The 14,635-nt window shown below is 46.9% G+C and carries 13 protein-coding genes and 2 pseudogenes; 6 read left to right on the top strand and 9 right to left on the bottom strand.

All coding sequences use genetic code 11. The features are described from left to right. The 5 genes and pseudogenes from NFS35_RS27535 to NFS35_RS27515 all read right to left on the bottom strand — a co-directional run. Nucleotides 1–508 (bottom strand): annotated as a pseudogene (locus tag NFS35_RS27535) (IS1634 family transposase); the annotation flags it as partial. Nucleotides 509–763: 255 nt separating this feature from the next. After that, nucleotides 764–928: a hypothetical protein gene (locus NFS35_RS27530; RefSeq protein WP_251210176.1), complete on the bottom strand. Its 165-nt coding sequence runs from the start codon at nt 926–928 to the stop codon at nt 764–766. Between the two features lie 186 nt (nt 929–1,114). Continuing rightward, a pseudogene (locus NFS35_RS27525) lies at nt 1,115–1,657 on the bottom strand (M23 family metallopeptidase); the annotation flags it as partial. A 65-nt stretch (nt 1,658–1,722) separates the two neighbouring features. Next, nucleotides 1,723–3,528 carry a recombinase family protein gene (locus tag NFS35_RS27520; protein ID WP_251210175.1) on the bottom strand — a complete coding sequence of 602 codons (1,806 nt, stop codon included), beginning with the start codon at nt 3,526–3,528 and terminating at the stop codon, nt 1,723–1,725. A 1-nt stretch (nt 3,529) separates the two neighbouring features. Then, nucleotides 3,530–3,793: a hypothetical protein gene (locus tag NFS35_RS27515; RefSeq protein WP_251210174.1), complete on the bottom strand. Its 264-nt coding sequence runs from the start codon at nt 3,791–3,793 to the stop codon at nt 3,530–3,532. Nucleotides 3,794–4,207: 414 nt separating this feature from the next. On the opposite strand from NFS35_RS27515, the gene NFS35_RS27510 reads away from it, so the two are divergent. The 6 genes from NFS35_RS27510 to NFS35_RS27485 are packed head-to-tail and all read left to right on the top strand — an operon-like array spanning nt 4,208 to nt 9,028. Continuing rightward, entirely contained in the window at nt 4,208–4,876 is a 669-nt protein-coding gene (locus NFS35_RS27510) for a response regulator transcription factor (RefSeq protein WP_251210173.1), read from the top strand. Then, complete coding sequence (locus NFS35_RS27505; protein WP_251210172.1) at nt 4,873–6,015, top strand: sensor histidine kinase; 1,143 nt, start codon at nt 4,873–4,875, stop codon at nt 6,013–6,015. Before NFS35_RS27510 ends, NFS35_RS27505 begins: the two co-directional genes overlap by 4 nt. Before the next feature lie 12 nt (nt 6,016–6,027). Further along, a complete protein-coding gene (locus NFS35_RS27500) occupies nt 6,028–6,177 on the top strand; it encodes a hypothetical protein (RefSeq protein WP_251210171.1) in 150 nt (49 codons plus the stop codon). After that, nucleotides 6,174–7,022, top strand: a complete 849-nt coding sequence (locus NFS35_RS27495; RefSeq protein WP_251210170.1) for an ABC transporter ATP-binding protein — start codon at nt 6,174–6,176, stop codon at nt 7,020–7,022. Before NFS35_RS27500 ends, NFS35_RS27495 begins: the two co-directional genes overlap by 4 nt. Next, nucleotides 7,022–8,014 (top strand): ABC transporter permease, encoded by a 993-nt coding sequence (locus tag NFS35_RS27490; RefSeq protein WP_251210169.1) that lies wholly within the window; start codon nt 7,022–7,024, stop codon nt 8,012–8,014. Before NFS35_RS27495 ends, NFS35_RS27490 begins: the two co-directional genes overlap by 1 nt. A gap of 3 nt (nt 8,015–8,017) precedes the next feature. Continuing rightward, nucleotides 8,018–9,028 (top strand): ABC transporter permease, encoded by a 1,011-nt coding sequence (locus tag NFS35_RS27485; protein ID WP_251210168.1) that lies wholly within the window; start codon nt 8,018–8,020, stop codon nt 9,026–9,028. A 172-nt stretch (nt 9,029–9,200) separates the two neighbouring features. On the opposite strand, the gene NFS35_RS27480 is transcribed toward NFS35_RS27485, so the two are convergent. The 4 genes from NFS35_RS27480 to NFS35_RS27465 are packed head-to-tail and all read right to left on the bottom strand — an operon-like array spanning nt 9,201 to nt 14,277. Next, nucleotides 9,201–10,412 carry a sensor histidine kinase gene (locus NFS35_RS27480; protein WP_251210167.1) on the bottom strand — a complete coding sequence of 404 codons (1,212 nt, stop codon included), beginning with the start codon at nt 10,410–10,412 and terminating at the stop codon, nt 9,201–9,203. Beyond that, entirely contained in the window at nt 10,409–11,071 is a 663-nt protein-coding gene (locus NFS35_RS27475) for a response regulator transcription factor (RefSeq protein WP_251210166.1), read from the bottom strand. Before NFS35_RS27475 ends, NFS35_RS27480 begins: the two co-directional genes overlap by 4 nt. Before the next feature lie 32 nt (nt 11,072–11,103). Continuing rightward, nucleotides 11,104–11,871: an ABC transporter ATP-binding protein gene (locus tag NFS35_RS27470; RefSeq protein ID WP_251210165.1), complete on the bottom strand. Its 768-nt coding sequence runs from the start codon at nt 11,869–11,871 to the stop codon at nt 11,104–11,106. Between the two features lie 18 nt (nt 11,872–11,889). Beyond that, nucleotides 11,890–14,277, bottom strand: a complete 2,388-nt coding sequence (locus tag NFS35_RS27465; RefSeq protein WP_251210164.1) for an ABC transporter permease — start codon at nt 14,275–14,277, stop codon at nt 11,890–11,892. Between the last annotated feature and the right edge of the window lie 358 nt (nt 14,278–14,635).

Here is a 14,635-nt window from a genome sequence, read left to right as displayed (position 1 = left end):
AACTCTGCTGCAGGCTTTCATCGGTCCCCAGCCGCACAAAAAGGTTATGGTATACATCCTCAGTGATCCCATCTTCATAGGGAAGGGGATGGTTATACTGCCATGTCAGGATGCCCGGGAAGGACTGCCCGTTAGTGGCAAGGAGGTACCTGGCCAGGGATATAACCTTCTGTGCGGTGGCCAGATCGGTGGAAGAGTATATCGCATTATCAATACCCGATGTGGAGCCTATATGTCCGATGATGTCCATCATTCCAATATGGTCTCTTTTCGCCGTTACAATTTGCGTTTTTGTATCCGGAATAGAGTTTTTGCCCCGTTTTGGCCGGGTAGGCACTGGAATTTCAGAGCCTTTTGGAATTTTAGCAATCAGCTTGGTGCTGAGCACTTTTGTGTATTTTTTCTCAGGGTCATAAATCGTTCTGCGCTCAAGAATGTAGGTATCTCCATTCTTCTGAGGCTTTTTAATGACGGAAGTTTTGATCTGGCCGGATGGTTTTGCTGGCATAACATGCTCCTTTTTATTTGAGTATATACTTATTATAATATATACTTAAATAAAAAGCAATACTAAAAGGACAATATATCCAGTAAAATCAATGGTTTCAGCCTATAATACCCCATGGGTTATCTGTACAAAATATGTTTTGAGTAACTATTTCACGACTTTAGGGTTTTTATAGCAGACAGCAAGTTTCTTTCTGTTTGCAGCTGCCCTTTCACCTCTGATGGTACCCCATAAAGAAAAAGGACTTTTTGATCCTCAAGATTTAAATGATATAATCCGGCAGATTTCGCCATAATCTGAATTGCCCTTCTCTTGTCCATCCCCATGTCCCTTTACTAATTTTGTATTCTGAAAAGGGAATGTCAATGCCGCAGCACCAAACATTCCCTTTCCATGGTTGATTTTTCCGTTGTCTGCCAACCTCCGGCACCCATGTCCGGAAAATAACAGGTTTTTCCGTTGCCTGCCAACCTCCGACACCTGCGTTCGGAAAACATATCAGATTTTAGGTGTCAACCCACCGCTGATTCACAGCTTCTTTAACTACATTCTACCTTAAAACTGCGCAAAATGCAATTACATTTTTATCATATGCAGAAACGATATTTATGATTCCGGACCTTCTGAAGTTTCTGGCTGCTTTTCCGGTAATTCATCCCTTTTCAGAGAATCTTCCCTCACTGGTGTTCTAACCTCCCCTGGAGCCTGCGCCTCATACTCCTCCACCGCCGGATCCACAATATCCCCCGTCCGCACCCACTCTTTCGTCCCCTCCACCTTCACCGCTGCCTGGGTATGCTTCGCCAGAAACCGCGTCAGCGGATAAACATCAATCCAGATTTCATTATTCCCCTCCTTCTGCGACTCATTAAATATCAGCTGCAGCCCCCAGTGCAGATGCACAACCTTGATATTATTCACATTCTCCGTGGTACTGTACCCGGTATGCCCCATATACCCAATCACATCCCCCGCCGTCACCACGCTGCCCTCCTCCAGCCCTTCCGCATAAGGATAATTCTGCCTCAAATGTGCGTAATAATAATACCGCTTCCCGTCAAAGCTCCGTATCCCGATTCTCCATCCCCCATACTGGTTCCACCCCAAAGCCTCCACGACCCCAGATTCAATCGCCATAATCGGTGTACCAAAATGCGAATAAAACTATATGCCGATTCAAAAAAGGCGGAAGACTGCCCCCGCCTTTTCAGCTGTTATAATCCCTTTTTCTCTACGATAATCTTTTCTTCAATCATTTTCCTATATGATTCATCAGAATCCATTGATTGATTATTTTTCTTTTGTATGTTATCAACACTTGATATATTCAAGAAACTGTCAATGTCAATCTTAAAATGAATATCCATCTCATTACCAGTAACTATAATATTCTCAATGAGAATTGACAACAACTTTTTCTTTACATTCAATGGCGCATCCTCAAATACCTCCCTCCAGACCGGCACCATTTTTATCGTTTTCAAGTATTCATCCACAGCCAGTTGCTTTTCTTGAATGCTTTTCTCTAACTGTTCAATTTCTCTCTTTATCGCTGTAGCCTTATCTTCCGTAATCTTTAAACCCTCATTTATATACTTGCTGTCAAACTCACCTTCTCCAATGATAGCCTTATATATAGCTTGTTTAAAGTGTTCAATATTCTTTTGCGTTTTAATATATTCTTTTTTCAGACATTCCAGCCCTTCCTGCTCTGCTTGTGATTCTCCCATGAGAACCTTTTTATTTTTCATAACCTCGTCGGAACAATCAATCTGTACCGCTCGGTCAAGAAAATTATTTACTTCCTCCAATACTGCCGCCTCCAATTTATATCTGCTTATATAAGATTTAGCGGCACACATTTTTTTATTTCTCCCCCTCGTGTTGCACTTATAAAAATCGGTGTATGACCTTGAAATCTCACCGTTTACTTTATGTACCTTTTGTGAGGATACCGCAGGGGATATTTTACCATGGCAATATCCACACTCCAGTAATCCTACCAACAGCAACGGACTTTTCCATGTCCTGTCCTCAATCGGCCTTAAATTGTCGGTATATTTTTTGTACCTTCTGGCAAGTATTTCCTGTGCCAGTTGCCACCTTTCTTCGCTTACAATCACATAATCAGGATTGGCTTTTTCAGCTAAAATCCATTCCTCCGGCGAAACTGCCCTTTGCCTTTTCTTTACGTCCAGAAAATCCTCTTTTGTAATATCTGTGTTTTGGGACTTCTCCACCTCTTTCATACGTGTTTTCCCATATGACATATACCCTTTATATAAAGGATTTTTCAGAATGCTTCTAACTGTTGATGTATTCCACTTGTTGCCCTTCCTTGTTTTTAACTTCCTATCTTCATTAAGATACGCAGTAAGTCCACTCAAACTCATATTTTCATCTATCAGTTTATTATATATATCTTGTACCACTCCGCTTTCAAATGGCTCTTTTATAAATTCGTTTATCATTCTTCCTTTCCTATCAAGCTGCCCTGTTGGAATCAATGTAAATCCATATGGAACTATGCCACCTGTGAACTTCCCTTGCTTTGTTTTATAATTCCTTCCGCTGTCTACCCTTGCGGCCGTTTTTTTACTTTCTGTGCTTGCTCCCCAGAACCTTATTATATTCATCAAATTATCTGATGAATTTTCAAAAGTTTGCTGCCCCTCACAAACACTCCATACTTCCACACCACATTCTACAATGCGTTTTAGAAGAAAGGGGGTTTCATCATCTTTGCGCCCTAAACGGTCAAACATAAAGACAAGAAGCACATCAATATTTTTCTCTCCAACATCCTTGATGACTTCCTGTAGAACCTTGCGTTCGTTAAGCCCTTTATGATATCCAGAAACCCCAGGCTCAATGTATTCCTTATTTAATTCCCACTCCTCCCTTTTTTTGATAAATTCCATACAGGCATTCCTTTGCATAGGAATATCATCTTCTATGTTTACCTGTTTCTTTGTGCTTACCCGATATAAGCACCCCACTCTTTTTTTCTCCGGTTCCATATCATCTTTCTCCTTTGCGCAATAAATTATTTATGTATGTTTCAACTAATAACTTTTGCAATTCCTCTATCATACAGCAATTCTCTTTATCTTCTGTAAAATGCAATCTTACTTTATAACCATTTTTACTATCTTCTTTTGTAAGTACATTATTTTCCTCTCTGGTATAGCCCCCTGCTTTCCCCATACCTTCAGAAATTCTTTTTTGTACATTTCTATGCAAAATATCATTACAGTATGAGTCTTTCACAAGCATCTGATTCATAGAAAATTCTCATTGCCATGGATGTTCTGCCTCGTTTAAATCCTTATACGGCTTGCCATTATATTTCTTGATCAATTCCATGTAATCAAGGCTTTCTATAGTGACATTACGTTTCTCATGTTTACCCCAAGCCCGGATTCTCTCCATTGCGTTGTCCGTGTCAGTAAAACTCCCTTCCAACACCACAGGGTCGCCAGACATACTCAACGCAAAATGGCTGATTATGCTCTTGCGGGTTTGGGATGCAAGCCCAACAAGCATTTTCGCAAGGCGAAAATGGCGAGTGCGGCTACACTCGCCCTGCTTGCTTTAGGCATCCCCTGGAAATGGCGCAAAAGAGGCGCTCTTGCATTTTTAGGTGAAGCAAACTATAATGAAAGGGAACATAAAATCAACCAGTGATCAGGAGGCCCTATGGCAAACATTTTAATTGTGGAAGACGAAAAGGCCATGAAGGACATTATCGCGGACTATATGCGAAAAGGCGGACACACTTGCTTTACCGCTGATGATGGTGTAGATGCACTCGTTACGCTGAAAAATCATCCTATGGATTTAATGATTTTGGATGTGATAATGCCCCATCTGGACGGCTTCTCTGTCTGTAAGTTGGCAAGGGAAACGAGTAATATGCCCATTATCATGCTCACCGCCAAAAGCGCGGAGGATGATAAACTGAAAGGCTATGACTACGGCGCAGATGATTACATGACTAAACCATTCAGTCCCAAGGTGCTGCTTGCAAAGGTGAACGCCCTCCTGCGCCGATCTTCCCCCGCTTCTGCCGGAGCGATCACCGCCGGGAAAATCATGCTCCACCCCAACGCACACAAAGTCTATCTGGACGGCCAGGAGATCACCTTGACCCACAAGGAATATGAATTGCTCGCCTTTCTGATGGCAAACTCTGGGCAGATATTCAATCGGGAGCAGCTTTTGAACCGTGTTTGGGGCTATGATTTCGAGGGAACGACCCGCACCGTGGACACCCACATCAAGACCCTGCGGCAAAAGCTGGGGGACGAAGGCCGGCATATTGTCACGCTGATACGCTCCGGCTATAAATTTGAGGTAATGGCATGAAAGAAGTATTTTCGCTCCGTACTGTTCGGAAAAAGATTTTGATGCTCTCCAAGCTGGCGGGGGCTGTGTTGATCTTATCCTACATCTTCTCCACCGGCCTGCCGGTCAGTGAAGATGCTTCTTTTCTAATCTGGCTGGGGTTTGTTTTTCTGCTAATTATCGGTATTGACCTTTTTATGGACCGCTTTATCACGAAACCGATCGACAAGCTGAACGCCTCCGCAAAGCGCATGGCAGGACTGGATTTTTCCGCTCCCTGCGACCTTGTTTCAACCGATGAGTTTGGGGAGTTGTCCGCCAGTCTGAACACTCTGTCCGAAAATCTGCAGCAGGCTCTCGCACGGTTGGAGGATGCAAACACGCAGCTTGAAAAGGACGTGGAAAAGGAGCGGCTTCTCCTGTCTGAGCGCAAAGAGCTGGTGGACAGCCTATCCCATGAAATGAAAACCCCGCTGGGCATTATCCGGGCCTATGCCGAGGGCTTGCAGGACGAGGCAGACGAGGCCAAAAAGCAGAAATACGCCCAGGTGATCGTTTCCGAAGTGGAGCGCATGAACGAACTGATCGTGACCCTGTTGGATTTGTCAGCGTTGGAAAGCGGGGCTGCAAGTCTGAACATTTCCAGGTTTGACTTTGTAGAGCTGGTGGAAACGGTAGCCGGGCGGCTTCTGATCGACGCCCCGGACACCGACTTTGAACTGCAATATGAGCTGCCAGAGCAAAAGGCTTTTGTGCGGACAGACCGGCGGCGCATGGAGCAGGTTTTGGACAACCTGATTGTCAACGCCAAGAAAAATGTGTATCCCGGCGGCGTTCTGCGCCTGGAACTGACAGTGAATGATGGGACGCTGCATTTTTCCGTCTTCAATCAGGGCCGGCCCATTCCGGAAAGTGACCTGCCAAAAATCTGGACAAAATTCTATCGGGACAGCGGAGCGGAATACGGCGGCTCCGGGCTGGGGCTTTCCATTGTGGCGCAAATCCTGTCCATGCAAGATTTACCCTGCGGCGCGGAAAACCAAACGGACGGGGTACGGTTCTATTTCTCCATCCCTGTCACAGAATCATTTCACACGGATTTCACAGCGGCCTCACACCAATTTCACACAGCAACCCTAAACTCTCCTTATCACAAATAAGGAGGTTTTTTTATGTTCTTAGGTTTAGCGTGGTACTGGTGGCTGGTGATCGTGGCAGCGCTGATTATCTCCATCCCTTTCAAGGTCAAGTTTATGAAGTGGTGGAGCAAGCGCCAGCAGGAGAAGAAAGGCCAGCGCGGAAAGTGGGGTGACGACGAGTGATTGAGGTCAAAAACCTGACATTCTCCTACGGCAAAGACAAGCAGGCTCTCCACGGCCTGGACTTCACCGTGGAGGATGGGGAGATTTTTGGCTTCCTGGGGCCAAACGGCTCCGGGAAGTCCACAACACAAAAGATACTCACCGGGATATTAAAAGGCCACGGCGGTAAGGTTTCCCTGTTCGGACAGGATATTTCCGCCGCCCGCGGCCAGGAATTTTTTCAGAAAATCGGCGTCCTGTTTGAGTTTCCCTACCTGTATGCCAATTTGAGCGCCGTGGATAATCTGAACTACTTTGCCTCCTTCTATCCCAGGGAGCAGCGGCGGGATGTGGGGGAATTGCTGAACACGCTGGAATTTAAGCCGGACTTTCTGAAAAAGCCGGTGTCCTCCTACTCCAAGGGAATGCGCCAGCGGGTGAGCATGGCGAGGGCGCTGGTGAGCAACCCCCGGCTGCTGTTCCTGGACGAACCCACCAGCGGCCTTGACCCCTCCGGCGCGGTACTGTTCCGAAAAATCATTGAGCAGGAGCGTCAAAAGGGAACGACGGTTTTTGTCACCACCCATAACATGGCAGACGCCGATTTACTGTGCGACCGGGTGGCCTTTATCTCCAATGGGAATTTGGTAGCCCTGGATACGCCCAAGCGTCTGAAAGAGAAAAACAGCAATCACCGGATTGTAATCGACTATCTGTATCAAGGGCAGCGGGAAACAAAAAACATAGAGGCCCCGGAATTGGAAGCAGGTATTCCCTTTGCCCACGACGAGATCATCAGCATCCACTCCCAAGAGCCAACTTTGGAGGATATGTTCATCCAGTATACGGGAAGGGGGCTGTCCTGATGGGAAAAGGATTTTGCGCCCTGTTCAAAAAAGATTGCCAGATGCTGTCATCGGGTAAGTTCTTCCTTATGGCTATCGGTTTCCTGGCCCTCTATACAGCCTATGTGAACCTGGGCTATATCCGCTTCATGCAGATGCCGCCCTACAATGTGTATCTGTACGATCCCGCCGGGACACAGACGGAAAAATCCTCTCTGGTTCAGACCGTTCCGTCCATGGAGGCTATGGACACCGCCCTGCTCTCCGACGCTAACGGCGTGGGGCTGGATGCCAGCGCAGGGGAAGTACGGGTGGTACTCTATAAGGGAGCGGAACACGTTGACCACCACCGGGCTGACTATGCCTTGTTCCTGCTGCGGCCTTCCACCGGCAGCGCCCCGGAGATCGTCGGGACAAATACGCCGGAACAAAAGGCGCGGAAAGAAATCACCTGTGAACTGCTGTTTTTTGAACTGTCCGCTGTGGGATTCCTGGGAATCGCCGCTGTTCTGTTCAGGGAAAAGGGGATGGGGGTAATTCGTGTCCACGCCATCCTCCCATTGCAGAAGAACCTGTTTCTCCTGTCCAAGCTGGCGGTGTTCCTGCTCTCTGATCTTGTCTTTGCGGTACTTCTCACCCTGTTGAATGCAGGACTTGCCGACGGAGCGGCGCTGCTGCCCGCCGTCTTGCTCCAGACGGCCATCCTGTCGCTGATTATGGCCTTGTTGGGTTTGCTCTGCGCCCTGCTGCTGAAAGATTTTCGGCAATTCACATTGGCCTACCTGATTATCGCTATTTTTGCGGCAACACCTGTTTTTTTGTCCGCCAATACATCGGTGAAATTTGACTGGATTGGCTGGCACCCATTCTACCATGTTTACATGGGCTTGAAAAACGCCTATTTCGGGTCGGCCACTTCGCCGGTCTACTATGCCGGCGCTGCGGCTGCAATCCTGGTGCTGTTCCTGGTGGTGCAGTTTGCCTTCCGTCGGGAAATCGGAAAGGAGATGTGAGGCGTGAAAGGTTTAACCTATCAACTGAAAAGCGTGTTGCGGGACAAATTCTGCCTGATGACCTTCCTGCTGCCCATTTTGGTCGCCGTGGCATTGAATTTTATGGGTTCCATTGACCTGTCCAGCCTGGGAGAACTGCATTTCGGCGTACTGGAAAACAATCTGCCCCCGCAGACAATCACTTGGCTGGAGCGGTACGGGCCGGTGACAGCTTATGGGACACAGGAAGAGCTGACCGCTGCCATCAAGGAACCGTCTACCAATGTGATTGGCGTAAAAGCAGACGCGGACAGCCTTAAAACTGCGATCAGCGGGGACGAGCTGGAGATTTTTCAGCAGGCGGCGGCTGCACTCCCAGCTCTCTATGAACAGCGGGCAGGGACGGAGCAGGCGAAAGTTTTGACGTTGGAACGCCCTGACATTCTGGAAAGCTTTCAAGGCATTTTCATCCCCGCCGTGCTGATTGTCGCGATGTTCATGGGCTGTACGTTCAATGCCATGAACATCATTTCCGAAAAAGAGGACGGCGTGGCTTTTATCAACGAGATTTTGCCCATGACGCCAAGCCAGTACATTATGCAGAAAGTCGTGGTGGGATTTCTCTTTGGAAGTCTATCGTCTGTCGTAACGGCGTGTATTTGCTTTCAACTGTCCTGGCAGAATTTTGGGATAATGCTTGCGCTGATCGGGCTGTCTTCCTTTGTAGCGGCGCTGATCGGGCTGTTTATCGGCAAGCTCTCCGAGGGCTTGATGATCGGCGTGGTCTATATCAAAATCATCATGCTTGTATTTATCGCGGTGCCCATTGTATGCTCCCTGATCGGGGTGAGCGGGCCGCTGGCAATCATTTGTAACATCGTTCCATCCCAGCCTGCTTTTGATGGCATTATGGCCCTGTCTGCCGGGAACATGGGAACAGCGATAAAAGATATTGGTATTCTCATAATCCACTGTGTCACATGGTTCACACTGTATGTTTTGATTTCCGCCCGACGCAAAAAGCGAACAACTTAATAATCAGAAAAATATCTGCCCAGCGGCTGTTCATTATTCAAAGCCGCTGTTTTTTATATTCACTGGCGGCACATAGGAGAAAGCGGCTAAGATAGCACGGTTACCCGATTCCATCACATAAGCAGACAGAAGAACCATGTCGGGAATACCCCTCAACTAAGCGGTCTTTACTTTACGCCAATTTCACCACCAGTGTCACATAGAAGCAGCCGTTGCGAATATCCGCAAACACCTCTCCACCCATAAGCGACATCACCCGTTTGCAGATAAAAAGCCCAAGCCCGTTGCCCTGCGCCTTATCCGCATTGTTTCCGCGATGAAAGCTCTCGAATATCTGCGGCAGTTCTTTTGCTTCAAGTGTGCAGCCCGTATTTGACACCGTGATAAGCTCACAGCCGTCCATTTTATCACAGCCGATTTCAATTCGTCTGCCGTCTCCGTATTTGATTGCGTTTTCAATCAGATTTTGAAAACATTCCGCAAGGCGGTTCGGATCGCAGGAAAGAATGCAGTCATCATATTTGCGAATCAAAAACTCTGTTCCCGACATGGAGAGCTGGGGAGCATATCTCGCGTTTATTTTTGTGATGATAACACTGAGAAACTCCTCGCCGGGTACCACCTCAAAGCTCATAAAGTCCTCGCTGACCGCCTTTGAGAGCTCACTGACAAAGTGCTCTATCTCATCCGCGCGGGTATTGATGTTCTCGGCAGCGGCACGCTGTTTTTCCTCGTTCTTGTATAATCCCTTGGCAAGCGCCTTTGCATTCAGCTTGATAGCCGACAAAGGTGTTTTTACGTCATGGGAAAGGGAGAGCAGCAGGAGTTTTTTATCCTTTTGCATCGTAATCTCTTTTTTGCGGCTGTTTTCGATGCTCTCACGCAAGAGGTTAACTCCCCATGTGAATTCGCCGAAAAAACGGCTTTTTTCTTCGGATATCGGCACGGCAAGATTGCCCTTTGCAAGCTCCTTAGGAACATCACTCAGCCTGTTGAAAGGTACGATGATATGTCTGCGGATATAATACAAAAGACCTGTCAGCAACAGGAACAGCGCACCCAATACGCAGTTTACCGCAGCAATGCCATATTGTCTGTTCCCGACGGTATATTCAACGCGATAAAGCGTTTCGCCCGCTTCTATGATAAGATAATGCTCATCGGAACGGTAGATGTCGTCACCCGTAAACACCCCTGTAATGTGGGGGTATTTTTCAATGTCATAACTGCCCGTCTCCGCCATCTCACCCACAAGCCGCCTGGCTTCAACACGATAAATACCTTCACTATTATCTTTCGATCCCACGAGAAATATGTTCAATGCCGCCGCCAGTAAAAGAAATACGGTCATCACTGCGATACACAGATTTTTGTAAGCTTTCATACAAACTTATACCCCACGCCCCAGATAGTAAGCAATCGCTTTGCACTCTTAGGGTCATCACCGAGTTTTTGGCGAATGCGGTTGATATGGACATGAAGCGTTTGCAACTCCGAATCGCTGTCGCTGCCCCAGACAGCGCCGAACAGGTACGATTTTTTTAGAACTTTTCCTTGATTCTCAATCAAAAGCGCCAGCAAATCAAACTCTTTTGAGGGAAGTTCCACGGGCTTTCCGTCAATGACCGCCGTTTTATCGGCAAGGTTGAGCGTCACACCATCCGCCGATAATATATCATGCTGATACCGCCGTTTGAATATACCCTTAATTTTAGCAATCAGAACATCTATATCATAGGGCTTTTCAATATAATCATCAGCGCCAAGTTCATAGCCGTTCAGCTTATCTTCCCTGCCCGTCCTGGAACTAACAATCAATATGGGAGTATCCGTGTTTTCCCGGAGCTTTGAACATATCGCAAAGCCGTTCATATCGGGAAGATTGATGTCAAGCACCACAAGCCTTGCGCCATATCGTTCAAAAAGATGTACGGCACGTTCTCCACTGTCCACGCTTGATACGACATATCCTTCCTCACGCAGGAAGTCGGTCAGCAAGTCCGCCAGTTCCTTATCGTCCTCCACAATCAGAATATCGGTCATAAAATCACCACCTGCAAGTATTGTTCCAAGTATCACCATCCCTGTTCCATAAGCCAGTTATTCAGTTCTCTTTCACGGTCACGGAACTCATTGTCACCGCCGCCAAAATGTCCCATTTCTTTTTCGCCGACGATACCGCCGTCCACAATGTAAAGCACCCTGCTGCACTTGGCGGCAACCTTTGAATCGTGGGTCACGCACATAATCGTCGTACCGTCACGGTTGAGGGAGAGCAGCTCGTTCATGACCTCGTCAGAGCTTGCACGGTTCAATGCGCCCGTTGGCTCATCAGCGAAGATCATCCTGGGATTGTTTATCATGCTGCGGCAGATGCAGGCTCTCTGAAGCTGTCCGCCGGACACCTCGTTGATGTCGTTGCCGCCCACCTCATCAATGCCGAGCCTGCGCATAAGCGCTCTGCCGCGCTCATCGGTCTGCCTGCGGCTCGACCTGTTCTTTTTTGATTGTGCCGCGGGGAGGATTATGTTGTCCAGAACGGTGAGGTTCTTCAGCATATACATTTGCTGAAAGATAAAGCCCATTTCGTCAAGGCGCAGGTCTGCAAGTTCTCTTTCGCCCATCTCTGCAATATTTTTTCCACAGAAGTTTACCTCCCCTGCGGTAAGACTATCCATGCCCGAAACTGCGTACAGCAGCGTGGATTTTCCAGAGCCTGACGGACCCATAACGGCGACCATTTCTCCCTCGCCAATTTTGAAATTTACGTTTTTCAATACGTTGTTCTGCCGCTTGTTTGCGATATACGTTTTGCAGAGGTCTTTTACTTCGAGAATATTCATAATTGATTCTTCCTTTCATTATTCAATGCTTGCTGTATCGGAGGATTTGATTTTTCTTGTGTACAAAGAGGTCAAAAACGCGCTTACGGCTGTGGCGGTAAGGACGATAACGGGGAATACTGCGTATATCTCCACAGGGTTCTGCATATATTCTACGCCCATTTCAAGCCCCATGGTTCTGAAAATAGGGTCGAAGCAAAGCTTTGTAAGGGGCATACCCAAAAACTCCGCAAGAATTACAGCCGCCGCCACCGCAATGAAAAATCTTAACGTGTACTGTCCGTATATTTTGGCGTTCCTGATGCCTATGGCTTTCATAAGGGCAATCTCCGCCTGCTCCTTCGCGATAAAGGAACGCTCCATAAGCACGGTTATAAGCGCGGCTAATATTACCGTAAGGACGACGGACATTTTTTTGACCGCGTCTATGGCGTCGCCGACTCCGGTGGTGTCCTTTACGGTTTCGCCCGCTGTTTTAACGCTTGAAAACTTAGGATAAAGCTCTTTGATCTTTTCAATTCTGCTTAATACTTCCTTATCGTCGGGGGCGTCGGTAAATTTTATCTGTGTACCGGGGGAGCCGCTTACTGCGATATAGTTTATATCGCAGTCGGTATGAACCCTTACGGATATGCCCTGATTGACCATTGCCTGATACAGAGCGGTTATGATGAACTCCGCCGTTTCCCCCGTCGGATAGGACAAGGTAACGGTATCACCTATTTCCGCACCCAGCTTTTTTGCCAAAAGGGTTGTCACTGCAATTTCGCCGCTGTTTTGGGGAGGAGTACCCTCTAAATATTCGTACATATCCATCGTTGTTCCCGTACCCTGAAGTATAGCTGTCTTGCTTTCATATTCGCCGTATCTTATCATCGCATAAATATAATATTCCGTCATACATTCCGCGGGCATACCGTTTTCTGCAAGGGTCTGCTCCATGTCCTCAAGATATTTTTTAACCTTTTCATGTCCGTCCACGGTCATAAATTTCATAGTTTCGTCACCGATGTCCGTAACGGCGTGGCAGTCCGCATTCCCGAAATATTTCAGCAGCTCTCCGCTTTTAAGAGACGCCGTGACATTGGAAAGCATTATCAGCAGCGACATACACAGAAAAAACGTAAAAGCAATGACAGCGTAGCGTTTGGGACTGCTTACAATATCGTTTGCGGCAAGGAAAGCCGTCGTGCCAAGCCGCGATCTTCCAAGGCTCATAACGCCTTTTTTGCGGAAGCGTTCCCCTGTCTGCCCGTTCCTTACAGCGTCGATAGGGGACATTTTGCTCACCCTGCCCGTACAGCCAAGACAGAACAGGAGAATCACAGCCGCTGTCAGAACCGCGCAGGCAATGTTTACAAATCCGTTATTGCTGCTGTCTATTATAATAGACTCCGAGGAATAACTTATAAGCATTTTCCCGAATGGGTAGCTGAGCATCAAGCCGAGTGCTGCGCCGACAACGGAAATGGCGAAGTATTTTGTAAGGTACAGCCCCCGAATTTTTATGTTCCGTATGCCTATTGCTTTCATAACGCCTATCTCGCGGAATTCTTCGGAGAGGGTAAAGGCTATGGTGAACCGCAATACCGCAAAGGATATGATGATAAGAATAAGGCTCACCGCAAGGATAAGACCCAAGATTATCATGTTAAAAATATAGGCTTGACCCAGTGTATCCGTGCCACTCGCAAAGGTAAAGCTGTCGGATATATCCGCTATCTGGGACAGGGTCTTGTCAAGATTGGCGGTGTGTATGTATAAGAATTTCCCGCCGTACATATTTTTCATCGTCTCATCGGACATATATTCGTCAAATTCCTCGCCGTTCATGATAAACCTTTTAATGCCCATCAATTCCGTGCCGCAGACAGCGTCCCTGAAACTGCCCGCAAAGGTAAATTCGTGGCATACGCCCTCTATTTCGACAGTAATTTTGTCGCCTGCCTTAAGTCCCATGCTTTCCTCTATGAAACGGGTAGCGTAAATTTTCCCTTTCGGCACGCTTCTAAGAATACTTTCATCGTCCAGAAAATAATTCATCCCCATATTTCTGTCGCTCTGTAATACCAATATCTGATTGGCGTTGGAATCGTTAAGTGGTTCGCCGACCCGCGTAATATTGGACTGGGACACACGGATGAACTCCTCAATACGGAAATCGTCTATCGCGGAGGCTTTTTCAAGCGTCCCGCAAATGTCCTTGTCTGAGGATTTGTTTTCGCTCATCGCCCAGTAATCGGGTACGTCCGCCATTTCAAAATAACTGTCCAGCGCAGTCGTCACGGTGATGATGTTGCTCACGCCTGAGGACATGAACATCGACGCGAGTATAATAAATACCAGCAATATCACATTCATTGTCCTTTTGCGCTTTAAATCTTTTTTCAGTATTCCCCAGAACATAGTGTATTCCTCTTTTCTTGAATATGATTTTTCTATATTCTGAGTTATAACATATAAATTCTTAACAAGTCTTTAACTTTATTTTTGTATATATGACAACAACTGGCTATTCCGGTGGGCGGCGGGTTTTTAGTTTTTTGATGGGCTACCTGTTCAACAAACCGGAATTGCCTTTATTTTAAATCTTCTTTAGAAATTGCTATTGAAGGATAATGAGAAAGTTCGCTGCTAAGTCCTTATGTTCCATCTTGCCCTCCATCAATTCCTGTTTTTCGCTGACTCTATTATACAGCTTTAACTTGCTAAATGGAATAGTCAAACAGATTCAGATAGTCATCAGCAAGCGACACACCACCTA

The sequence above is a fragment of the Acetatifactor aquisgranensis genome (assembly GCF_943193215.1).
Classification (GTDB): Bacteria; Bacillota; Clostridia; order Lachnospirales; family Lachnospiraceae; genus Acetatifactor; species Acetatifactor aquisgranensis.
The sequence above is the reverse complement of the archived record's forward strand: the minus strand, read 5'-3'. Positions and strand labels throughout refer to the sequence as shown.